25 protein-coding genes are annotated in these 18,916 nt (G+C 62.8%); 15 read left to right on the forward strand and 10 right to left on the reverse strand.

The genetic code is table 11. The features are described 5' to 3' along the window. The first annotated feature begins 50 nt into the window (after positions 1 to 50). Positions 51 to 743, forward strand: a complete 693-nt coding sequence (locus MNR02_RS04175; RefSeq protein WP_241948820.1) for an HAD family phosphatase — start codon at positions 51 to 53, stop codon at positions 741 to 743. Further along, entirely contained in the window at positions 743 to 2,326 is a 1,584-nt protein-coding gene (locus MNR02_RS04180; RefSeq protein ID WP_241948190.1) for an FGGY-family carbohydrate kinase, read from the forward strand. The genes MNR02_RS04175 and MNR02_RS04180 overlap by 1 nt, the downstream gene beginning before the upstream one ends. Positions 2,327 to 2,600: 274 nt before the next feature. On the opposite strand, the gene MNR02_RS04185 is transcribed toward MNR02_RS04180, so the two are convergent. Next, complete coding sequence (locus MNR02_RS04185; RefSeq protein ID WP_241948191.1) at positions 2,601 to 3,395, reverse strand: response regulator; 795 nt, start codon at positions 3,393 to 3,395, stop codon at positions 2,601 to 2,603. Here MNR02_RS04185 and MNR02_RS04190 point away from each other — a divergent pair. From MNR02_RS04190 to MNR02_RS04205, 4 genes are all read left to right on the forward strand, one after another. Then, positions 3,394 to 3,555, forward strand: coding sequence for a hypothetical protein (locus MNR02_RS04190; protein WP_241602461.1), 162 nt, complete (start codon positions 3,394 to 3,396; stop codon positions 3,553 to 3,555). The two genes, MNR02_RS04185 and MNR02_RS04190, sit on opposite strands and share 2 nt — an antisense overlap. Positions 3,556 to 3,560: 5 nt before the next feature. Next, the gene (locus MNR02_RS04195; protein WP_370879991.1) at positions 3,561 to 3,740 is read left to right on the forward strand and encodes a NepR family anti-sigma factor; all 180 of its coding nucleotides are present in this window, start codon (positions 3,561 to 3,563) and stop codon (positions 3,738 to 3,740) included. A 10-nt stretch (positions 3,741 to 3,750) separates the two neighbouring features. Beyond that, positions 3,751 to 4,302 carry an RNA polymerase sigma factor gene (locus MNR02_RS04200; protein WP_160869925.1) on the forward strand — a complete coding sequence of 184 codons (552 nt, stop codon included), beginning with the start codon at positions 3,751 to 3,753 and terminating at the stop codon, positions 4,300 to 4,302. A gap of 119 nt (positions 4,303 to 4,421) precedes the next feature. Continuing rightward, positions 4,422 to 5,924 carry an HWE histidine kinase domain-containing protein gene (locus tag MNR02_RS04205; RefSeq protein WP_241948192.1) on the forward strand — a complete coding sequence of 501 codons (1,503 nt, stop codon included), beginning with the start codon at positions 4,422 to 4,424 and terminating at the stop codon, positions 5,922 to 5,924. Positions 5,925 to 5,952: 28 nt separating this feature from the next. On the opposite strand, the gene MNR02_RS04210 is transcribed toward MNR02_RS04205, so the two are convergent. From MNR02_RS04210 to MNR02_RS04235, 6 genes are all read right to left on the reverse strand, one after another. After that, complete coding sequence (locus tag MNR02_RS04210) at positions 5,953 to 6,384, reverse strand: hypothetical protein (protein ID WP_241948193.1); 432 nt, start codon at positions 6,382 to 6,384, stop codon at positions 5,953 to 5,955. Between the two features lie 66 nt (positions 6,385 to 6,450). Beyond that, a complete protein-coding gene (locus MNR02_RS04215; protein ID WP_241602467.1) occupies positions 6,451 to 6,849 on the reverse strand; it encodes a hypothetical protein in 399 nt (132 codons plus the stop codon). 115 nt (positions 6,850 to 6,964) lie between these two features. Beyond that, the gene (locus MNR02_RS04220) at positions 6,965 to 7,753 is read right to left on the reverse strand and encodes a heme ABC transporter ATP-binding protein (protein ID WP_241602468.1); all 789 of its coding nucleotides are present in this window, start codon (positions 7,751 to 7,753) and stop codon (positions 6,965 to 6,967) included. Positions 7,754 to 7,758: 5 nt separating this feature from the next. Further along, on the reverse strand, positions 7,759 to 8,877 hold the full coding sequence (locus MNR02_RS04225; protein ID WP_371746706.1) for a FecCD family ABC transporter permease: 1,119 nt from the start codon (positions 8,875 to 8,877) through the stop codon (positions 7,759 to 7,761). Next, entirely contained in the window at positions 8,864 to 9,814 is a 951-nt protein-coding gene (locus MNR02_RS04230) for a hemin ABC transporter substrate-binding protein (RefSeq protein ID WP_241948195.1), read from the reverse strand. Before MNR02_RS04230 ends, MNR02_RS04225 begins: the two co-directional genes overlap by 14 nt. Positions 9,815 to 9,853: 39 nt before the next feature. Then, positions 9,854 to 10,900 carry a hemin-degrading factor gene (locus MNR02_RS04235; RefSeq protein WP_241948196.1) on the reverse strand — a complete coding sequence of 349 codons (1,047 nt, stop codon included), beginning with the start codon at positions 10,898 to 10,900 and terminating at the stop codon, positions 9,854 to 9,856. Positions 10,901 to 11,133: 233 nt separating this feature from the next. Between MNR02_RS04235 and MNR02_RS04240 the strand changes: the two genes are divergently transcribed. The 5 genes from MNR02_RS04240 (at position 11,134) to MNR02_RS04260 (ending at position 13,903) form a co-directional block, all read left to right on the forward strand. Further along, positions 11,134 to 11,565: a hypothetical protein gene (locus MNR02_RS04240; protein ID WP_241602479.1), complete on the forward strand. Its 432-nt coding sequence runs from the start codon at positions 11,134 to 11,136 to the stop codon at positions 11,563 to 11,565. Between the two features lie 72 nt (positions 11,566 to 11,637). After that, the gene (locus MNR02_RS04245) at positions 11,638 to 12,531 is read left to right on the forward strand and encodes an energy transducer TonB (protein WP_241948197.1); all 894 of its coding nucleotides are present in this window, start codon (positions 11,638 to 11,640) and stop codon (positions 12,529 to 12,531) included. Positions 12,532 to 12,919: 388 nt separating this feature from the next. Next, entirely contained in the window at positions 12,920 to 13,315 is a 396-nt protein-coding gene (locus MNR02_RS04250; RefSeq protein ID WP_241948821.1) for a DUF2325 domain-containing protein, read from the forward strand. Continuing rightward, complete coding sequence (locus MNR02_RS04255; RefSeq protein ID WP_241948198.1) at positions 13,312 to 13,578, forward strand: hypothetical protein; 267 nt, start codon at positions 13,312 to 13,314, stop codon at positions 13,576 to 13,578. Before MNR02_RS04250 ends, MNR02_RS04255 begins: the two co-directional genes overlap by 4 nt. 10 nt (positions 13,579 to 13,588) lie before the next feature. Continuing rightward, on the forward strand, positions 13,589 to 13,903 hold the full coding sequence (locus tag MNR02_RS04260) for an antibiotic biosynthesis monooxygenase (RefSeq protein WP_241948199.1): 315 nt from the start codon (positions 13,589 to 13,591) through the stop codon (positions 13,901 to 13,903). A gap of 85 nt (positions 13,904 to 13,988) precedes the next feature. Here the strand turns inward: MNR02_RS04260 and MNR02_RS04265 are convergent, their stop codons facing one another. Together MNR02_RS04265 and MNR02_RS04270 are read right to left on the reverse strand one after the other, a co-directional pair. Beyond that, entirely contained in the window at positions 13,989 to 14,354 is a 366-nt protein-coding gene (locus MNR02_RS04265; RefSeq protein WP_241948200.1) for a DUF423 domain-containing protein, read from the reverse strand. Positions 14,355 to 14,358: 4 nt separating this feature from the next. Then, on the reverse strand, positions 14,359 to 14,769 hold the full coding sequence (locus tag MNR02_RS04270; protein ID WP_241948201.1) for a group II truncated hemoglobin: 411 nt from the start codon (positions 14,767 to 14,769) through the stop codon (positions 14,359 to 14,361). 132 nt (positions 14,770 to 14,901) lie between these two features. Here MNR02_RS04270 and MNR02_RS04275 point away from each other — a divergent pair, with 132 nt between their 5' ends. The 4 genes from MNR02_RS04275 (at position 14,902) to MNR02_RS04290 (ending at position 17,783) form a co-directional block, all read left to right on the forward strand. Beyond that, positions 14,902 to 15,462, forward strand: a complete 561-nt coding sequence (locus MNR02_RS04275; protein WP_241948202.1) for a TetR/AcrR family transcriptional regulator — start codon at positions 14,902 to 14,904, stop codon at positions 15,460 to 15,462. Positions 15,463 to 15,497: 35 nt separating this feature from the next. Beyond that, on the forward strand, positions 15,498 to 15,839 hold the full coding sequence (locus MNR02_RS04280; RefSeq protein ID WP_241948203.1) for a multidrug efflux SMR transporter: 342 nt from the start codon (positions 15,498 to 15,500) through the stop codon (positions 15,837 to 15,839). 107 nt (positions 15,840 to 15,946) lie between these two features. Further along, the gene (locus MNR02_RS04285) at positions 15,947 to 16,732 is read left to right on the forward strand and encodes a ThuA domain-containing protein (RefSeq protein ID WP_241948204.1); all 786 of its coding nucleotides are present in this window, start codon (positions 15,947 to 15,949) and stop codon (positions 16,730 to 16,732) included. A gap of 7 nt (positions 16,733 to 16,739) precedes the next feature. Beyond that, positions 16,740 to 17,783, forward strand: coding sequence for a Gfo/Idh/MocA family protein (locus MNR02_RS04290; protein WP_241948205.1), 1,044 nt, complete (start codon positions 16,740 to 16,742; stop codon positions 17,781 to 17,783). 2 nt (positions 17,784 to 17,785) lie between these two features. Here the strand turns inward: MNR02_RS04290 and MNR02_RS04295 are convergent, their stop codons facing one another. Beyond that, positions 17,786 to 18,802, reverse strand: coding sequence for a substrate-binding domain-containing protein (locus MNR02_RS04295; RefSeq protein ID WP_241948206.1), 1,017 nt, complete (start codon positions 18,800 to 18,802; stop codon positions 17,786 to 17,788). Between the last annotated feature and the right edge of the window lie 114 nt (positions 18,803 to 18,916).

Below are 18,916 nucleotides of genomic sequence, written 5' to 3' on the forward strand. Positions count from 1 at the left end.
TCGTATTTGGCAGGAAGTAGGAGGGGGCTCTGAACATGGAACGGAACCTCATGGCCGCCAACCCGACGGAACTGGTCATCTTCGATTGCGACGGCGTGCTTGTCGACAGCGAGCCGATCTCGCTTGCGGTTCTGGTCGAGGCGTTGGCTTCGGCCGGCGTGGTGATGAGCGAGGCGGAGGCGCATGCCCGCTTTCTCGGCCGCAGCCTGAAAAGCATGTCGGAAATCCTGCATGACGATTATGGCCTTGCTGTCGATGCCGCTTTTCTGGAAGCGATGCGCAAGGCGCTCTATGCGCGCTTTCGCGCCGAACTCCAGCCGATCGACGGCATTGCCGAGACGGTCGACAGGCTCGGCATTGCTCACTGCGTCGCGTCTTCCAGCCAGCCAGAGCGCATCCGTCTCTCGCTTGCCGTGACAGGGCTTATCGACCGCTTCGAACCCAATATCTTCAGCGCCACCATGGTCTCACGCGGCAAGCCGGCGCCTGATCTTTTCCTCCACGCCAGTGCTGCGATGGGTGTTGCGCCTGCGCATTGCGTCGTGGTGGAAGACAGTCCGGCCGGGATTACGGCGGCCAAATCCGCCGGAATGCGGGTCGTGGCCTTTACCGGCGGCTCGCATGCGCGCTCTCCGGAGCACCAAGAAGCTCTTTATCGCCTGCAACCCGACGCGCTGTTTGACGACATGCGGGAATTGTTACAGTTTATCCGCAACGAAAAGGGCGACGGGAAAGAGCATTGATGCGCGATCTGATCGTTGCGGTGGACATCGGCACCGGCAGCGCCCGTGCGGGCGTGTTTGACCGGAGCGGTGCTTTGCTCGGCCGATCCGAGCATGCCATCGCGATGCGCCGACCGGCTGCGGATTACGCCGAACACGATTCCGAAGATATCTGGAGGGCCACCTGTGCCGCCGTGAGGGGTGCGGTGGCGGCAAGTGGCGTGGACGCGTCGCGGGTCGCAGCCCTCGGCGTGGATGCCACCTGCTCCCTCGTGATGCGCGACACCGAGGGACGGCCTCTCGCTGTCTCCGGCGCGGACGATCACTGGGATACGATCGTCTGGCTCGATCATCGGGCCCTGAGGGAAGCCGACATCTGCACGGAAACCGCCCATCCGGTGCTGGCGCATTCGGGTTTCGTGATGTCGCCGGAAATGCAGATGCCCAAGCTGATGTGGCTGAAGCGCCACCAGCCGGAGCAATGGGCGCGGGCCGGCTACGTCTTCGACCTTGCCGACTTCATCACCTGGCGTGCCACGGGGTCGAATGCCCGTTCGCGCTGCACCATGACGGCGAAGTGGTGCTATCTCTCTCACGAGGCAAAACCCTGGAACGAAAGCTTTCTCCAGGTTATCGGCCTTGAGGACATGGACCGCAGGGGTTTGCTGCCGCACGATATCCTGGCCGCAGGCGAAGCCGTTGGACAGTTGACACCGCAGGCGGCGGCGGATCTCGGCCTCGACGCCGGTTGCGTCGTGGCAACGGGCCTCATCGATGCCTATGCCGGCACGCTAGGCCTGCTCGGTCCCTTCGCCGGCGAACCTGAAATGCTGGAAAGGCAGCTTGCGCTGATCGGCGGCACATCGAGCTGCATCGCCGCCTTTGCGCGGGACAAGAAATTCGGCCACGGCACGTGGGGGCCTTATTATGAGGTGCTGCTGCCCGAGTGGTGGCTCGTCGAGGCGGGACAGTCTGCCACCGGCGCATTGCTCGATCATATCGTGCGTTCACACAGCGCCGGCGGCGAGCCGTCCACGCGCAACCATGCCCGGATCGTCGCCCGCATTCGAGAGATGCTTGAGGAGGAGGGCGTCGCGCTTGCCGCACGCATGCATGTGCTGCCGGATTTCCACGGCAACCGTGCGCCGCTGGCCGATCCCCATGCGCTGGGCGTCATCAGCGGCCTTACGCTCGACGCATCCTTCGGCGGTCTTTGCCGGCTGTACTGGCGAACCTGTGTGGGTATCGCGCTCGGCATTCGGCATATCCTCGAAACCTTCGGCGAGCGCGGCTACCGGTTCGATACGCTCCATGTCGCGGGCGGCCATGTGCGCAATCCGTTGCTGATGGAACTCTATCGCGATGTCACGGGCTGCCGTGTCGTGGTGCCGGAAACGGAGGATTCCGTGCTTCTCGGCACCGCCATGGTTGCGGCCGTTGCAGGCGGTCTTCATGCCGATCTTTCCGAAGCCGGGGCTGCCATGTATCCGGGCGGGTCCGCCTTCCTGCCGGATCCTGCGCGAAAGGCCGGATACGATCGCGATTACAAGCGTTTCCTGGCGCTCCACCGGCACCGGGCGGAGCTTGAAAATCTCGACGTGTAAAACCTTCAATAAATCTGCAAAACGGCGGAACCAAATTTCAGACCGTGAGTTCTTCTGCTGTAACCGGTCTGCGCATATCCCCCAATTGCGAGGCCCTCGACCGGTTCACGACCACGAGACCGTCCCCCCTCCGGTTCGTGGACAATCAAGCAGCCAGTGCCGCGACGGCACTGGCTGTTTTTTTGGCAAAAATTCCCAAATAAAAGGCGGCGGTGGGCGTGCCATCCCACCGCCGCCCAGCCGCGCCGCCGCTACGGCTTGTCCGGGAGCAGGATCAAGCCGCTACGCGGGGCTGCGGCGTGAAGAGCAGGGCCTGATTGATGAGCACCTTCACCTGTTCGGGATTGAAAGGCTTGGAGACGAGGAAGGCTGGTTCCGGGCGCTCGCCCGTCAGAAGGCGTTCCGGATAAGCGGTGATGAAGATGACGGGAATATCGACCCTCGACAGGATGGTGTTCACGGCGTCGATGCCGGAGGATCCATCGGCAAGCCGCACGTCGGCGAGAACGAGGCCCGGCTGGCTGTCGCGCCACAGCGCCTCGGCTTCGGACTGCGTCCTGGCAATGCCCGCCACCCGATGGCCCATGCCGCTCACCATATGGGCGAGATCGAGCGCAATGAGCGGTTCGTCCTCGATGATCATGATGCCGGTCTCAGCCTGAGCGGCGATGTCGGCGAATGTTGCGTCGAGCAGGCGCCTGACGGTATCGACCTCCTGATCGAGGATTTCGGCCGTCGCTTCGACGGAGAAGGTTTCGACGGTCGCCAGAAGCAATGCCTGCCGCGCAAGCGGCGGAACGGTGGAAAGATCAAAGGGGTTCGCGACGCCCGGCAACGGTGCATCCGTACCGCGGCTGATCGATACCGGCAGCGAAGAAATGATGCGGCTGAGCAGGCAGAAGAGGCGTTTTTTATCGTCGCCGTTCTCGGCCATTGTAGAAGGGTCGATGAGAATGGTCTCCAGCATCGCGGCCACATAGGCGTCACCGGAAGACTGGGTTCCCGTAAGCGCACGCGCATAGCGGCGCAACGCCGGCAGGTGTGGCCCGATGCGGTCGGAAATCGGCATGATTTATCCCCTGTTTTTGGAAATGCGACAATCGCAGTTGACGGCATTAACGCGCTTGCCGAAATTAGGTTCCGAACCATGGAACTTTTTTCAATGCCGGGCATTTTCAAGCCAAATCCGCCTGACTGGCGCCAGGAACAAAGAAAGTGGCCGTGAGTGAATAGCTTGGAAAAGAAAAGAGACACGAGACAGCCTCCCGCGAAGGTGAATGGCGCAAATGCGCAGATCGCGGTCAAATTGCGCGCGTTCTACCATTCGGTGCAGGAGGAGACGCTTCCCCAGAAGTTTCTGGATCTCCTCGAAAAGCTCGACGCTGTTGAAAACAGCGCCCAGCGGGTCGAGTGAGGGCACCCATATGGAGCAACCGACCACGTTCAAGCGGGAACTGCTGGCTGTTCTTCCCAGCCTTCGCGCCTTTGCGATTTCTCTGATCGGCCGGCATGATCAGGCCGACGATCTCGTTCAGGACACGATCATGAAGGCCTGGGCCAAGCAGGAACAGTTCGAGATGGGCACGAACATGAAGGCCTGGCTCTTCACGATCCTGCGCAACGAGCTTTACAGCAAGATGCGCAAGCGCGGCCGCGAGGTGCAGGATTCCGATGGTATCTTCACCGAAAACATGGCCCAGCATCCCTCCCAGTATGGCTCGCTCGACATGCAGGACTTCAAGAAGGCGCTGGAAAAGCTGCCGGACGAGCAGCGCGAGGCGATTATCCTTGTCGGCGCGTCCGGGTTCTCATACGAAGAGGCGGCCGAGATTTGCGGTTGCGCGCTCGGTACCATCAAGAGCCGCGTCAATCGTGCCCGGCAGCGCCTGCAGGAGCTCTTGCAGGTGAGCGGGGAGAGCGACTACGGTCCCGACGCCGTGTCGGCGCCGATCACGTCGCGCGCTTTTGCATCGTGAGATGGTAAGAGGGGTTGCCGTCACGATGACGGGGAAGGAAGAGGGGTAAGGCGAAACGCGGCTGTGCCAGTGCCTTCGGGCGCGCTCAGCGGACACGCGATCGCCTGACGAGAAGGTGGATGAAGGACACTGTTCAAGCATTGCCGGTGGTTGACGCTGCGGCTCTGGGATTACCAGACCGCTCGTCGGCGCTTGGCAATGCGGTCCCTGAGTTCTTCGGCCCGGATCCGGATTTCGATGGCATCGCCGCTCTGGCCGCCGGTTTCGTTTCCGCGCCGGTTTCCATCGTCAGCGTGTTCGCTGACCAGGACCAGTGTTTTCTCGCCCGACTTGGCACATCAGAAATAAGGATGCCGCTGAGAGGAACTTTCAACGCCAGCCTGATGGCCCATGGCGGTGATGCGCTGCTGGTCCCCGACGCGCGCGTGGATCCCCGTTTCTCCAATCTCGAGACGTTTGGCTGTACGCCCAAACTGCTGTCCTATGCCGGTGCGCCGATCATGATCGACGGCCGGCCGGTTGGATGCGTTGTCGTCGGCGATGTGGTTGCGCAGGCGCATTGGCCTGACGATTTGTTGCAGCGGCTGGAACGGCTTGCCTCGCTCGCGGCATCGCTGATCAAGCTCAAGGAGGAGACACGCCGGCGCACGCTTGCGGCCGAAGCAATCTCGCGCGACGAGAAGCGCCATGCGCTGGCGCTGGATGCGGCCAATGTGGCGAGCTGGCTCTGGGATATCTCGACCGGGATCATTTCGGGCAATGACACGTTCTACCGCATGTTCGGCGTGCAGCCTCCACGCCCGCTCAGCGCGCGAAAGTTCTTCATGACGGTGCACGGCGCCGACCGGAAGCTCGCGATCGGGCGGCTGCGTCGTGCACTGGCCTCCGGCAAGGAGTATGACGGGCTTTTCCGCACGGCGAAGTCCGGTCGTTGGCTGCTCGGACGCGGGCGGGTGCATGAGCGAGACGCCAACGGGAAACCGACGGTTTTCCTTGGTATCAACGTGGATGTGACGGACGCGCAGCTTGCATCGGACCGGACGCGTCTTCTGCTTCGTGAATTGAACCATCGCGTGAAGAATACATTGGCCATGCTGCAATCGCTTGCGCGGCAGACGCTGCGCCAGACAAGCGATCCGGTGGCGTTCATGGATGCGTTTGCCGGGCGCCTGCAATCGCTTTCAGAAGCGCATGGGCTGCTCAGCGATCATGAATGGGGCGTCATCCGGCTGAAAATGCTGCTCGAAAAGCAGATCATGCCCTATGCCATTGACTTCGAACAGCAGGTGGAGGTCCACAAGGACGAGGTTCAGCTCGGACCGGATCAGGCCGTCGGTCTGGGGCTGGTGCTGCATGAACTGGCAACCAATGCGCGCAAATATGGCGCCTTCTCGGTGCCGTCAGGCAAGGTGGTCATCACCGCGCGCGTGGTAGTCGAGGACGGTCAGGACGTGCTCAATATGACCTGGCATGAAATGGGCGGCCCGCCGGTCGCCCCTGCTTTACGTCGGGGCTTTGGCTCCGTGCTGATCGAGCGCAGCCTGGACAAGATCCTCGGCAGCAGCGTTCATGTTGAATATCTGCCGCAAGGCGTAACGGCAGTCATACGACTGCCGCTCTAATCACCATATCGTTGATGTAACGCCTTGCTCAGTCGTCGTCGCGGCGCGATTTCGGCGCGAGCATGAAACCGAGCGCGAGCGCAACTGCGGTCGCGGCGAAGGGTTTGCGGGTCGCCATGGTCGCGGCGGCCGCCATCAGGTCGCGACGTGCTGCGAGCTGCTGACGGCGCAGGCGCCGCAGTTCCCGTTCCCGCTTGTTGCGGGCCGCGACGATCCCCAGAATGATCAGTGCCAGCACCAGAAAGCCGCCCGCCAGCCCGAACAGGGCGGGGCCAGCGCCGTAATGGCGCGCAAGCAGAATGGCCGCCCCAACAAGTGTCAGGACATAGGCGGTCAGCAGAAGCAGACCTATCACAAGGCCCGCGATTACGTTTCGCTTGGCGATGTCCACCGTCTCATCGACCCGGTCGCTGACACGGCTGACGAGATTTTGGACGAGAACGGCCCCCAGTGACAGCATGCTTTTGCGCTCCGCAAAAATAAGGCGGGGAAGCCGTTGCGGCTTCCCCGTTCAGGATTTGTATGATCAGCGACGCAGCAGGCCGGCGAGCAGAAAGCCTGCGGCGGCGGCGATGCCGAGGGTCGCGAGCGGGTGCTCCCGCACGGCCTCGCGTGCCTTGCGGCCGGAATCCTGGTAACGCGACTGGAAGTCCGCGAGGATATCCTCCCCGGCGGCGATCATGTCGCGGATGTCTGTGTCGGCGCGGCTTTTCAGGCCGCGCACGGTGTCGCGGGCATCAGCCTTGGCAGCGCGGGCCTTCTTGCGGATGCTGCTGGCGCCGCTTGCGGCATCATCGGCCATGCTGCGGGCAAGTGCTGCAAGTTCTTCGCGCAGCTCGGCAATCTGGTCCTCTACGGCGCTTGCCTTGTCGTCCAGACCTTCCCGGAGGCTCTTCTTTCGCGATGAAAACATTCCGTTGGCCATGCCGTTTCTCCTTTTGCGGTCGCCTGCGTCAGGCGCGTGCGATACGCGCTCCACCCCCTTGGCGGAACGGTCTTCCGGCAACCTAACGTGGCGAACGAAAAAAGGTTCCGAAAAATCAGTATGACGCGGTATGCGGCAGAACGAAAGGCACGCCCGGTCCTGGAACGCCGTTGATGCGCATGCGGCAGCCGAAAACCGCCTCCATGGCGTCGTCGGTCATCACCGCGGCGGGGCGGCCAGCATGGGCAACGGTGCCGTTCTTCATCATCACCATGTGATCGGCGAACATCGCCGTCAGGTTGAGGTCATGCATGACTGCGATCACGCCGCCGCCGCCTTCACAGTAGCGTCTTGCCAGCTGCATGATGGTGAGCTGATGGCGGATGTCGAGCGCGGAAACGGGCTCGTCCAGCATGAGGAAACAGGGCTCGCCGTCGAGCACGGGTTCCCATATCTGTGAGAGCACGCGGGCAAGCTGCACGCGCTGCTGTTCGCCGCCGGAAAGCTCCTGATAGAAGCGTCCGGCAAAGCCGCCGAGATCCACCGCAGCGAGGGCTTCGGCCGTGATAGCATCGACACGCTCGGCGTGGCGGTTCGGACCGACGGTGAGGCCGAGGCGCACGATTTCCCGCACAGTGAACGGGAAAGCGATTGTGGCGGCCTGGGGGAGGACTGCGCGCTTGACCGCAAGCTGCCACGGCTCGAGCGCGCGGATATCGTGGCCGTTCAGGGTGATCTCGCCCTTGCTGGGCAATTCACCCGCGATGGCCTTCATGGTGGTGGTCTTGCCTGAGCCGTTCGGGCCGACGATCGCCGTGATCTCGCCGGCTTTCGCGGCCAGCGACACGCTGTGCACGATAGTCTTGCCGGAGAGGCTGACCGTGAGGTTTCTTGCGTCGATCATGTGTTCTACCAGCTGTCGCGTCCACGATGGCGAAGCAGCACCCAGAGGAAGAAGGGCGCGCCGGCAAGCGCGGTGATGATGCCGATCGGCACTTCGGCCGGCGCGACGATGGTGCGCGCCAGCATGTCGGCGCCAAGCAGCAGGACACCGCCCAGCAGGGCTGACGCCGGCAGAAGATAGCGGTGATCAGGCCCGATGACGAGGCGCAACAGATGCGGCACCACGATGCCGACGAACCCGATGCCGCCGCTGACGGCAACCGACGCGCCGACCGCGCCGGCGACGGCCACGATGGCGGTGTATTTCAGGCGCTGAACCTTCACGCCCATGTGGAAGGCCGCAGCCTCGCCAAGCGTGATCGCATTGAGCCCGCGCGACAGGAAGGGCACGACGACGAGGGCGAGCAGGATGATGGGTGCTGCGGCGGCGACCTTCGTCCAGGTCATGCCTGAGAGCGAGCCGAGACCCCAGAAGGTGATGTCGCGCAGTTGCTTGTCATCGGCCATGTAGATGAGGATGCCGGTCACGGCACCGGTCAGTGCGGAAATGGCGATGCCGGCGAGCAGCATCGTGGCAACCGACGTCTGGCCGCCGCGCGTGGCGATGCGGTAAAGCAGCAGCGTGGTCAGGAGGCCGCCCACAAAGGCGGCCGCAGGCAGCGTGAAAGCGCCAAGCGAGGCCATGAGACCGGCGGGCATGCTCGCGCCCAGCACGATCATCAGAACCGCGCCGAGCGCCGAACCCGAGGAGATGCCGACAAGACCGGGATCGGCCAACGGGTTGCGGAAAAGGCCCTGCATGACGGCGCCCGACATGGCGAGTGCTGCGCCGATCAGAAAGCCGAGAAGGGCGCGCGGCATGCGGATATCCAGCACGATGATGCGGTCGCGCATGCTGAGCACGGTGTCTTCGGTGCCGCCGAGCAGCGCACCGATGACACGCAGCGCGGATGCATCGGAAGCGCCCGTGGCGATCGAAAGGGCGAGCGCGATCAGAGACAGCCCGACGAGGATGACCAGCGTCAGGCGGGCGACCGCGCTTCTGTCCCCTTCGGGGCGGATCTTGGCGCTACGCATCAGGCGAGAACCGTGCGCAGGGGTGCGCAAGGCATCATTGAGAGACATTACCGGCCTTGCCGTACAGTGCTTTGTTCAGGTCGCGAATGGCCGAGGCGGTGCGCGGGCCAAAGCCGAGCAGGTGCAGGCCGTCCATGCGTAGGATCGCCTTGTTTGCGGCGGCCGGTGTCAGCGAGATTGCCGGATGCTTCAGAACCTCCTCGTCGCTCGAGCCGTGGCCCGGACGATCCATGAGCATGATCACATCGGGCTTGGCATTGATGACCGCCTCGTCGGTCAGCGGCTTGTAGCCTTCGAATGCGCCATCCGTGGCGTTGATGCCGCCTGACAGACCTATGATGCCGTCGGCCGCTGTGTGGCCGCCGGCCGCCATGGCCCGACCGTTCTGGAAGCTGAGGACGAAGAGGACGCGTTTTCGTTCATTTTCAGGACGCTTGGCAGCTTCGGCGATGGCGGCATCCAGATCGGCGCCGACCTTCTCCTCCAGTGCCTTCGTCTTTTCCGGTACGCCGAGGAAGGTGCCGACGATGTCGATCTTCTTCAGGATGGCCGCGCGGTCGAAGCCTTCCGGAACCGTCTCGAAGGGAACGCCGCTGCTCTTCAGCACCGCCAGCGCATCGGCCGGGCCGCTGCCTTCGACGGCCAGGATGGCGGTCGGGTTGACGGCCATCACGCCTTCGGGCGAAAGCGCGCGCATGTAGCCGACGTCGGGCAGCTTCATGGCTTCCTTGGGATACATGCTGGTGGAATCGCGTGCCACGAGGCGACCCTCTTCACCCAGCGCATAGACGATCTCGGTGAGCGCGCCGCCGATCACCACCACCTTGGAGGTGTCGACCTGCTGCATCTCCTGAGCGATCGCCTGGCGGACGAAGCCCTGCGACCCTGCGGGCGACAAGGGCAGAAGCAGTGGGGCGGACAGGGCGAACACGGTAAGCGCCACTTCCCAGGGACGGGCGCGGCGGAAGTCGAAGCTCTTGCTCATGGTCTGATCCTCGGGTGGTGATCCTGCGGCGACATGCCCTCAGGCGGCGGCGCTGTCGGGGCGCGGCAGGCTTTCGAGGATCTCGCGCCAGTCAGCGCGTTCCGTCATGCCTTCCTTCCGCTTGCCGAAGAACTGTACGATCATTTCGCCGCTGGCGTCGTAAGCCTCGAGCGAAGTGACGTGCCCGTCGCTGGTCGGCTTGCGCACGACCCAGCATTCAGCGACGTGATCGGTGCGCAGATGCATGTGGAAGGTCGGGTCCATGACGTTAATCCATGGGCCCATCGGCTGGATGTTGTGGACGGGGCCGGTGTGGATCTGGATCGTGCCATGGTTGCCGACAAAGCACATGATATCGGCGCCGCGCTCGGCGGAGGCATGCAGCAGAGCGCTCACGGCATCTGCGCGAACCTCGTGCGCGAAATCCTCACCGATGCTGCGAACGGCGTCCTGGCGCGCGATCTTCAGCTTGCGCAGCATGCCGAAGAACTGGTGCGTATCCGTCATCGTGCTCCAGTTTTCGCGCAGCGCCTCCACGTCGACGGGGCCGGTCTCGACGGTCTTCTCCGAGATGACCTCCACGAATTCCTGTGACTGGTCCTCCAGTCGGAAGTCGGCGACGATGGCCTCATAGGCTTCGAGGTTGGAAGCCGGGCGCAGGTGCACCTTGTGGACGGCATTGCCGGCCTTGTCGAAGAACTGGAGGCTGCGGCGAACCTGATCACCGTCCACCTTCGTCACGGCGAAGCCATGCGCCCAGGTGCCGGGGAAGATGCGCAGGTCGATGTTCTCGCCCAGCACGATGGAGGCGTGCTTGCCCGTATTGATATTCTCGAAGACGCCGATCTTTTCGTGCACCACGCTCTCGTTGCGGGTCAGCGCCATGACTTCGCCGAGCGCTTCCGAGCGCTCCAGAAAGCGATTGGCGTCGCCGTCGATGCGCACCGCCGTCAGGCCAACTTCCGCCGCCACGAGCGCCGCTTCCGAAATGCCGAGCTGTGCGGCGATGTCGCGTTCGCGCATCTTGGGGTTTTCGGCGCGGAAAGCGCGGATTTCGGCGGGGGTCGGTCGGGTCGTATTGGTCATTGGGCGCGGCCTTCGTCGAGATGCGTGTTGCAATTTCTTGGCCTGCTTTTTCCCCGAGATTTTTCTCGTTGAAGCAGGGGTTTGGCAGGAATTCTGGTCTTTACTATCTTGACTTGCTTACTCATATTTATCTATTGACGCAATACCAGTCCCGGAAAGTCATGTTAATTGTTCGGGGCTGGTGGAATGGCGATGGCCGCGCTAGTCGGCCGACAAAAAAAGCAGGCGATACAATGATCCGACGCACCCTTCTGATTTCCGCGATGCTTTCCGCTGCCGCCGTCACCGGTGCCGCAGCCCAGGAGGCGGCCGCAGCCAAGGGGCTGGATATCGAGTTGAACGCGCTGGCTGCGTCGCAAAAGGGCTGCCTCTTCACCTTTGTCGCCGGCAACGGATTTGCGCAGGACGTTTCGAAGGTGTCGTTCGAGTTCGTGATCTTCAACGACAAGGGTACGGTGGAGCGCCTCGCGCTGCTCGATTTCCGTGAACTGCCTGCCGGCAAGTCCAAGGTGCGCCAGTTCGATGTGCCGGGCATCAAGTGCGAAACGGTGAAGAATCTGCTGATCAACGACGCGCCCGTCTGCGAAGGCGAAGGGTTGGAAAAGGGTCGCTGCATGGACGGGATCGTTACACGCAGCAAGGCTTCTGCCGGTCTCGATGGTTGAGCCGAAGGGATTGAATCGAGTGCGCGGTGCATGACGCATCGCGATGCATGAAACGGAAATACGGGTGGCGTGATGGCTGGAAGCAAATGGCTCTGGGGCGGTGCGGGCATTCTTTCCCTGCTTGCTCATGCGGGTGCGGCTGCAATCCTCACCATGACGCCGCAACCGCCGGAAGACGAAGCGCTGATCGCCGGTGGCGTCGTCGCCGAAGTGGCGATGCTCGGCAATGGCGCATTCGAGGCCGTCGAATCGGGCAAGCCCGACGACATGATCACGCCCGAGACGATCCAGCCCGAGGTGGCGGAATCTGAGCCGCAGGAAGTGGCCGAAATTCAGCCAACGGAAATTACGCCCGAAACAAGCGAGATCGCTCCCGTCGAGCCGATCGTTTCCCAGCCTGTCGAGGAGATGATTGTTCCCTCGGCGGAGGTGGAAATTGCGGCCGTGCCGATTCCGGAGATCAAGCCTGAAATAGAGCCAGAGCGCGAAATCAAGCCGGTTCCCGAGGTGAAGAAGGAAAAGCCGGTCAAGAAGGTGGAGCGCAAGAAGCCCAAGCAGAAAGTCGTTCGCAAGGCTGGCGAGGAGGGCAAGGCCCGGGAAAATGCGACCCGCGGCGAGGTCGATGGTTCCGCCGATGTGAAGGTCGGCGCCGTCGGCGGGCAGAAGAAGGGCAATTCGACGATGGCCGGCAATGCCGCCGTCAGCAACTATCCGGGAAAGGTGCGCAGCAAGATCAACCGCGCCAAGCGGCGCGTGTCGGGCGGCGATCGCGGCAGCGTTGTGGTGAGCTTCACCGTGGGCGCCGGCGGTCAGGCGAGCGGCGTCAGGGTTGCGCGCAGTTCCGGCAGCGGTGCGCTCGACAATGCCGCGGTTGAGGCCGTGATGCGCGCGGCACCCTTCGCCAAGATTCCCGAGGCGGCCGGGCGTTCATCCTGGGCGTTCACGGTTCCGATCGTCTTCAACTGACGTTCTTTTCCCGCCGTCCTATGATCGGCGGGATTCTTTTGCCATAAAATATGAGTTTTATGGTCAACTTTATACTTTACTCTGAAAATCAAGTTTTGTAGGTTGCCCTGACTGAGGCTCCACAGCGGTGGAGTGCCAAAGGGGATGTTGCATGAACGGAATGACTGCGGGCCGTATGGAATCGATCCTGAAGGCGAAGATTGCCGAGCGTGACCGGCGTATCGCCGACCTGGAACGCCAGCTGGCAGCGCTCAGGAAGCAGATGGCTGACGCGCCGCAAGCCGTTGCAGCAGTGGTGCCTGCCACGGCGCAGGCCGAGGTTAAGGCGCAGCAAAGTGTGGAAGTGACCACCATCAAGCGCAGGACCGGCGAAGCGGAGAGGAAAGCCATGCGTGAGAAGAACAGGCAGAAGCATCAGGCCCGCCGGGACGTCGAGGCGGACCAGAAGTCCGACGGCAAGGCCGAGCTCAAGGGGCGCAGTTTCCTGTATGTCGGCGGCCGCGATTGCCAGGTGGCGCATCTCAGGCAGATCGCCAGCTCCTACGGTGCAAACCTCATCCACCACGACGGCGGTCTGCGCGAGGCGGTCTCGCGCATCGACAATGTGCTGCCCTCGGTCGACTGCGTCTTCTGCCCTATCGACTGTATCAGCCACGATGCCTGCATCCGCGTGAAGACGGGCTGCAAGAAGTGGGAGAAGGCCTTCGTGCCGCTGCGCAACGGCAGCAAATCCTCCTTCGAGCGCGCCTTGCAGAGCATGAGCCAGGGAGACAATGTGCAGTGAGTGACGAGAGACCCGAGCCCTTCATGATGATCGGCCTTCACAAGCTCGCCGCGCAGAATGGCGACGGCCTCGTGCCGGAGCTCTACGAATGGATGGCAAACCGGCAGGAGATGCTGAAGAGCGGGAATGTGACGGAGTTCCCCCTCCGTAATGTCCGTTCCGACCGTTCGGCCGGTTTCGAAGGCGAACAAGGGCTTGATGCGCGCAACGACAATGTCGTAGCCTTCCCGGTGCCGCATCGCCTGCGGTGGGAAAAGCACTGAGAGGTCTTGAATGTTCGTCGCCATGAACCGCTTCCGCATCGCCGTAGGTCATGAGGAGGCTTTCGAGAATATCTGGAAGGGGCGGGAATCGAGCCTCGCCGAAATGCCCGGCTTCAAGACCTTCCACCTGTTGCGTGGCGATACGGATGCCGACGAAGGCTACACGCTGTTTGCCTCCCATACCGTTTGGGCGAGCAAAGAGGACTTCGTCGCCTGGACGAAATCGGAAAACTTCCGGCAGGCGCACAAGAATGCCGGCGACAACCGCGCCATGTATCTCGGCCCGCCGAAATTCGAAGGTTTTACCGCCGTCGTCGGCGCCTGAGACGACCTTCGCCAGCGTCAATTCATGGCAGCCCGGTGTGTCATCACGCCTGGCCTTTTACGTCGCAGGCAGGACGACGCGCCGTTCAGGCCTCGTTGCGCGGCAGGACGGCGCCCAGTGCCACGGCCAGCCATCCCGACATCATGATGACGCCGCCCGTCGGCGCGGACATCGGGAAAAGCCCGTGGCCGGCGAAGTGGCGCATGACGAGATCGCCGGCAAAGAGCGCGGTTCCCGCAATCATCAAAAGAGCGGCCAGCGGTGCGGTGCGCACGGACCGCCAGGCGCTGTAGAGCGCGATCAGCGCGGGGGCGTGCGCAAGGCACATGGCCGATGCGCCCGCCATCAGGCGCGGGTCGCTGCCATGGGACGCGGCGGCAGCCGCCACGATGCCGGTGAGGCCCATAAGGCCGGCGATCAGAAGGCTCGTCGAGCGAAACGAAAACGACATGGGTTCAATCCTGGTTCTGCATGTGGTGGGCAAGGCGCGTCACAGGCTCGAGAATGATCTTTCTCAAGCCCTCGCTCGGTACGGTCTCCTCCAGCGCCTGGACGAAACAGAGGAGCCATTCGTCGCGCTCCGCCGGGCCGATCGCCGCATCGAAATGCCGGCGGCGCAGCATCGGATGCCCGCGCTTTTCGGTATAGAGCGGCGGGCCGCCCAGCCACCCTGTCAGGTATTCGTAGAGCTTTTCCTCGCTTCCGGCGAGATCCGGCGGGTGGATGGCCCGGCACCGCGCGGCTTCCCGCAGGGTATCCATCAGTTCGTAGAACCGGCGCGTTAGCGCCCGCACGCCCGCGTCGCCGCCGACGGCTTCGTAAAGGGTGATCGTCTCTCTTCCCTGACCGTCGGGTTCGTCCGTCATGGTGCTCTTCCGTTTGGTCCGTCTTACCGCCTGCCGTCAGGGCTGGCAATGTCGATGCGATGCCTGCGACGAAGCGCGCCGCGCGGTATCGCTTGGCATTGACAGAAAACCGTCCAGACGGTATGTTTTTTCATGAGCAAGGCACATCATCGTAAGAAACGTCCCGAAGCGGTCCGCCGGCAAGTGCTGGCGGTGGCAGCACGCCTGTCGCTGGAAAAGGGGCCGGCGAGCGTGACGCTTGACGCTGTCTCGCAGGCGGCGGGGGTCAGCAAGGGCGGCCTGCTGCACCATTTTCCCAACAAGCTTTCGCTGCTCGACGGCCTGTTCGACGACCTGACACAGGATCTGGATCGGGTTCTGGCAGAGCGGATGCAGGTCGATCCGGAGCCGAAGGGCCGGTTCACCCGCGCCTATATCGCCACGTTCTTCCAGCCGGAAGGACTGGAGGATGGCGATAGATGGAAGGTGCTGACCGTCGCGCTGATTTCCGAGCCGCATCTACGCGACCGGTGGCGGGAATGGTTCGACCGGCACCTCGTCGAGAATATCGGCACAGACTCGTCACTCGATGCCACGCTCGCCCGCTACGCGGTGGACGGTCTGTGGCTCGACGACCTTCTCGGCGTGTCGGTCATAGACACTGCGATGCGTGCGACCCTGTTGAAGCGGCTGCTGGATATGTCCCGCCTCTGATCGTCCTGTTGGCGCCTGTGCGCCGGAGCAAAGCCATGAACCCCGCCATTGTCTATGCCGTCCTCGTCGTCGCCATTGTTTTTGAGGTACTCGGGACCTCCGCCATGCAGGCCGCACAGCATTTCACCCGCCTCGTTCCAACCTTGGCGATGGTCGTCTGCTACGCCATCGCTTTCTTCTTTCTGTCCTGGAGCCTGCGCTATGTGCCCGTTGGCATCGCCTACGCAATCTGGAGCGGGCTGGGAATCGTTCTGATTTCGCTCGTCGGCTATTTTGTCTTCGGTCAGAAGCTCGATCCGGCGGCCCTTTTCGGCCTCGGTCTCATCATTGCAGGCGTTCTTGTACTGAACCTTTTCTCCAAGTCGACATTCCACTGAAGGATACCGGAATCCGCAGTGCATCCCGCTTGCAAAGAATCGGGACTGGTTCTAACGATTCGGGAAAATTGAAAGCGGTTTCAATTTTGGCTTCAGAGGAACGACACATGGCGATACGCACCATTGTATGGGGTGAAAACATCCACGAGCAGACGAACGCGATCGTCCGCTCGATCTATCCCAACGGCATGCACAACACGATCGCCGACGCGCTCAACAGGGATGCCGCCATTCAGGCCACGACGGCCACGCTTCAGGAGCCGGAACACGGCCTCAGCGAAGAGCGCCTTGCCGAGACCGATGTGCTTCTGTGGTGGGGCCACAAGGACCACGGCGCCGTCGATGATGCGGTGGTGGAGCGGGTGGCCAGGCGCGTCTGGGAAGGCATGGGGCTGCTCGTCCTTCATTCCGGCCATTTCTCCAAGATCTTCAAGCGGCTGATGGGCACGCCCTGCGCGCTGAAATGGCGTGAGGCGGGCGAGCGCGAGCGCCTTTGGGTGATCAATCCGCGTCACCCGATCGCGGAGGGCCTCGGGGAAAACTTCGTTCTGGAAAACGAGGAGATGTACGGCGAACAATTCTCGGTGCCGGAACCGCTGGAGACGGTCTTCATCTCATGGTTTGCCGGCGGTGAAGTCTTCCGTTCGGGCATGACATGGCGACGCGGGGCCGGCAACATCTTCTACTTCCGTCCCGGCCATGAAACCTACCCGACCTATCACGATGCTACCGTTCAGAAGGTGCTCGTGAACGGTGTGAAATGGGCCTTCAATCCGCAGGGCACCTATGCGGCCATCCATGACGCGCCGAACGTGCCCGTCGAACAGGCGCTGGAACCGATAGAGGAACGCGGCCCGAAACTGCATGAAGCCGGCGAAGCCGGGTATCGTTGAGGTTTCCATGCGTCTTCTTATTCTCGGAACCGGCGGCATGGCCAAGGCACATGCCCAGCATTTTGCCGCGATCCCCGGCGTCAGTCTCGTCGGTGCCGTCGATGTGGATCCGTCGCGCGCAAAAGCGTTTGCCGATATGCACGACATTCCCAATGTTTTCACCTCGCTGGACGATGCCATTGCATGGAACGGCTTCGATGCCGCGACAAACGTAACGCCGGACCGGGCGCACCACCCCACCACGCTTGCACTTCTGGCCGCCGGCAAGCATGTCATGTGCGAAAAGCCGCTGGCCGAGACTTATGCCAAGGCCGACGAGATGGCGCGCGTTGCCGAGGCCTCGGGCCTCGTCAACATGGTCAATCTCACCTACCGCAATGTCGCGCCGCTTCAGGTGGCGCGCACCATGGTTCTGGCAGGCGAGATCGGGCATGTCCGTCATGTCGAGGCCTCCTACCTTCAGAGCTGGCTCGTCTCGAAGGCCTGGGGCAACTGGGCGACGGAAAGCCAGTGGCTCTGGCGCCTTTCCACACGTCACGGTTCCAACGGCGTCCTCGGCGATGTCGGCATCCACATCCTCGACTTTGCAAGCTATGGCGCGGCGAGCGATGTGGAGCATGTCTTTGCCCGGATGAAGGCCTTCGACAAGGCGCCGGACAATCGCATCGGCGAATACGATCTCGACGCCAATGACAGCTTCACCATGACGGTCGACTTTGCGAACGGCGCGCTCGGGGTTATCCATGCCAGCCGCTGGGCCACGGGCCACCTCAACGAATTGCGCCTGCGCATGCATGGCGACAGGGGCGCGCTCGAGGTGGTGCACTCGACGGAAGGATCGAGGCTACGCGGCTGCCTGGGCGAGGATGTCGAAAAGGCCATCTGGCGTGATATCGATGCGGGCTCGGTCCTGACAAACTATCAGCGCTTTGCCGCCGCCGTAGAAGCGCGCATAACCATCGAGCCGGGCTTCCGCCACGCCGCGGACCTTCAGAAGGTGCTCGATCTTGCCATGGAAACCGAGAAGGAGCGGCGCGAACTCGCCGTGTGATCTCAGGCCGGGGCAGGGCGTGTGGAGTCTCGTACGATAAGCTCGACCGGCCAGACCTCCTGCAATGTCTCAGGGGGCTCACCCTGCAGCAGCCGCAGCGCCATGTCGCCGATCCGCTCGCCAGCCGCGCGGATCGGCGATTGCGTCGTCGTGACAGCCGGCACGAGGTTTTCGGGGCTGAGATAGGGAAAGACGTCATCATGGGCGACGATCGCGACATCGGTTCCCGGCGATAGCCCCGCGACGCGGATGGCCCGCATGGCGCCGAGCGCCGACATCATGGAGCCCGCAATGATCGCGGTGGGCGGGGAGGGCAGGCCGAGAAAGCACTGCGTGAGGCGAAATCCGGTCTCGTCGGTAAATTCGCCATGGCTCATCAGGGTGGAGTCGGGCGTCAGGCCATGTTCTGCCAGCGCCGCGCAGTAACCGTCTTGGCGGTCGCGGGCAAAGGTGCTGGCCGTATCTCCGTTGATAAAGGCGATGCGCCGGTGACCCAGCACGGCAAGATGCCGCGTCGCCTCTGCGATCGCTCCGAAATTGTCGATGTCGAGAAAGGCGAAGGGCTTTTTTGCTTCGCTCCTCCCATGGACGACGAAGGGAAGACCGAGCGTCTGGAGAAGCGCGATCCGCTTGTCCCTACAGGTCGGCGTATGGAGGATTACAGCATCGACCCTCTTGCTCGCGGCGAGCCGGCGGTAGGCCGCGATTTCCTCCACTTCCGTCTCGACGGTCGAGACGAGAATATCGATGCCGTCCCGTTGCAGGCGCGTCGAAAGTCCGCCCATGAACTCGCTTGAATGCGGGCCGAAGCGTCCACCGCCCTGGAACACGATGCCGATGGCGCCGGCCCGGCCGGTCGCAAGGCGTTGCGCGCTGATGTTCGGCCGGTAGCCCAGCGTCTCGGCAGCCTCCAGCACCCGCGCGCGCGTTTCCGGCCGTACTTCCGGATAGCCGCTCATCGCCCGGCTCACCGTCGTCGCTGACAGTCCGATGCGGCTTGCGAATTCCTTGAGGTTCATACGGGTCTCTGCGCGCTTGCGGGTGAAAGGTCTTTATGGACGCTGAGGTGGCGCGCGACAAGCATGCAACCGCGCTCTGACGACACGTACCTTTACAGGTTGCAAAACGACACT

It is taken from the genome of Shinella sp. H4-D48 (genome assembly GCF_022637395.1).
In the GTDB taxonomy this organism is placed as follows: domain Bacteria; phylum Pseudomonadota; class Alphaproteobacteria; order Rhizobiales; family Rhizobiaceae; genus Shinella; species Shinella sedimenti.

Excerpts from the sequence above, each read along its gene's own strand:
- MNR02_RS04225 (WP_371746706.1), bottom strand. The coding sequence starts at position 8,877 with ATGTCTCTCAATGATGCCTTGCGCACCCCTGCGCACGGTTCTCGCCTG.
- MNR02_RS04190 (WP_241602461.1), top strand. The coding sequence starts at position 3,394 with ATGATTTATCCCCTGTTTTTGGAAATGCGACAATCGCAGTTGACGGCA.
- MNR02_RS04295 (WP_241948206.1), bottom strand. The coding sequence starts at position 18,802 with ATGAACCTCAAGGAATTCGCAAGCCGCATCGGACTGTCAGCGACGACG.
- MNR02_RS04210 (WP_241948193.1), bottom strand. The coding sequence starts at position 6,384 with ATGCTGTCACTGGGGGCCGTTCTCGTCCAAAATCTCGTCAGCCGTGTC.
- MNR02_RS04180 (WP_241948190.1), top strand. The coding sequence starts at position 743 with ATGCGCGATCTGATCGTTGCGGTGGACATCGGCACCGGCAGCGCCCGT.
- MNR02_RS04260 (WP_241948199.1), top strand. The coding sequence starts at position 13,589 with ATGTTCGTCGCCATGAACCGCTTCCGCATCGCCGTAGGTCATGAGGAG.
- MNR02_RS04220 (WP_241602468.1), bottom strand. The coding sequence starts at position 7,753 with ATGATCGACGCAAGAAACCTCACGGTCAGCCTCTCCGGCAAGACTATC.
- MNR02_RS04280 (WP_241948203.1), top strand. The coding sequence starts at position 15,498 with ATGAACCCCGCCATTGTCTATGCCGTCCTCGTCGTCGCCATTGTTTTT.
- MNR02_RS04235 (WP_241948196.1), bottom strand. The coding sequence starts at position 10,900 with ATGACCAATACGACCCGACCGACCCCCGCCGAAATCCGCGCTTTCCGC.
- MNR02_RS04245 (WP_241948197.1), top strand. The coding sequence starts at position 11,638 with ATGGCTGGAAGCAAATGGCTCTGGGGCGGTGCGGGCATTCTTTCCCTG.
- MNR02_RS04240 (WP_241602479.1), top strand. The coding sequence starts at position 11,134 with ATGATCCGACGCACCCTTCTGATTTCCGCGATGCTTTCCGCTGCCGCC.
- MNR02_RS04265 (WP_241948200.1), bottom strand. The coding sequence starts at position 14,354 with ATGTCGTTTTCGTTTCGCTCGACGAGCCTTCTGATCGCCGGCCTTATG.
- MNR02_RS04230 (WP_241948195.1), bottom strand. The coding sequence starts at position 9,814 with ATGAGCAAGAGCTTCGACTTCCGCCGCGCCCGTCCCTGGGAAGTGGCG.
- MNR02_RS04185 (WP_241948191.1), bottom strand. The coding sequence starts at position 3,395 with ATGCCGATTTCCGACCGCATCGGGCCACACCTGCCGGCGTTGCGCCGC.
- MNR02_RS04200 (WP_160869925.1), top strand. The coding sequence starts at position 3,751 with ATGGAGCAACCGACCACGTTCAAGCGGGAACTGCTGGCTGTTCTTCCC.
- MNR02_RS04205 (WP_241948192.1), top strand. The coding sequence starts at position 4,422 with ATGAAGGACACTGTTCAAGCATTGCCGGTGGTTGACGCTGCGGCTCTG.
- MNR02_RS04250 (WP_241948821.1), top strand. The coding sequence starts at position 12,920 with ATGCGTGAGAAGAACAGGCAGAAGCATCAGGCCCGCCGGGACGTCGAG.
- MNR02_RS04175 (WP_241948820.1), top strand. The coding sequence starts at position 51 with ATGGCCGCCAACCCGACGGAACTGGTCATCTTCGATTGCGACGGCGTG.
- MNR02_RS04290 (WP_241948205.1), top strand. The coding sequence starts at position 16,740 with ATGCGTCTTCTTATTCTCGGAACCGGCGGCATGGCCAAGGCACATGCC.
- MNR02_RS04275 (WP_241948202.1), top strand. The coding sequence starts at position 14,902 with ATGAGCAAGGCACATCATCGTAAGAAACGTCCCGAAGCGGTCCGCCGG.
- MNR02_RS04270 (WP_241948201.1), bottom strand. The coding sequence starts at position 14,769 with ATGACGGACGAACCCGACGGTCAGGGAAGAGAGACGATCACCCTTTAC.
- MNR02_RS04285 (WP_241948204.1), top strand. The coding sequence starts at position 15,947 with ATGGCGATACGCACCATTGTATGGGGTGAAAACATCCACGAGCAGACG.
- MNR02_RS04215 (WP_241602467.1), bottom strand. The coding sequence starts at position 6,849 with ATGGCCAACGGAATGTTTTCATCGCGAAAGAAGAGCCTCCGGGAAGGT.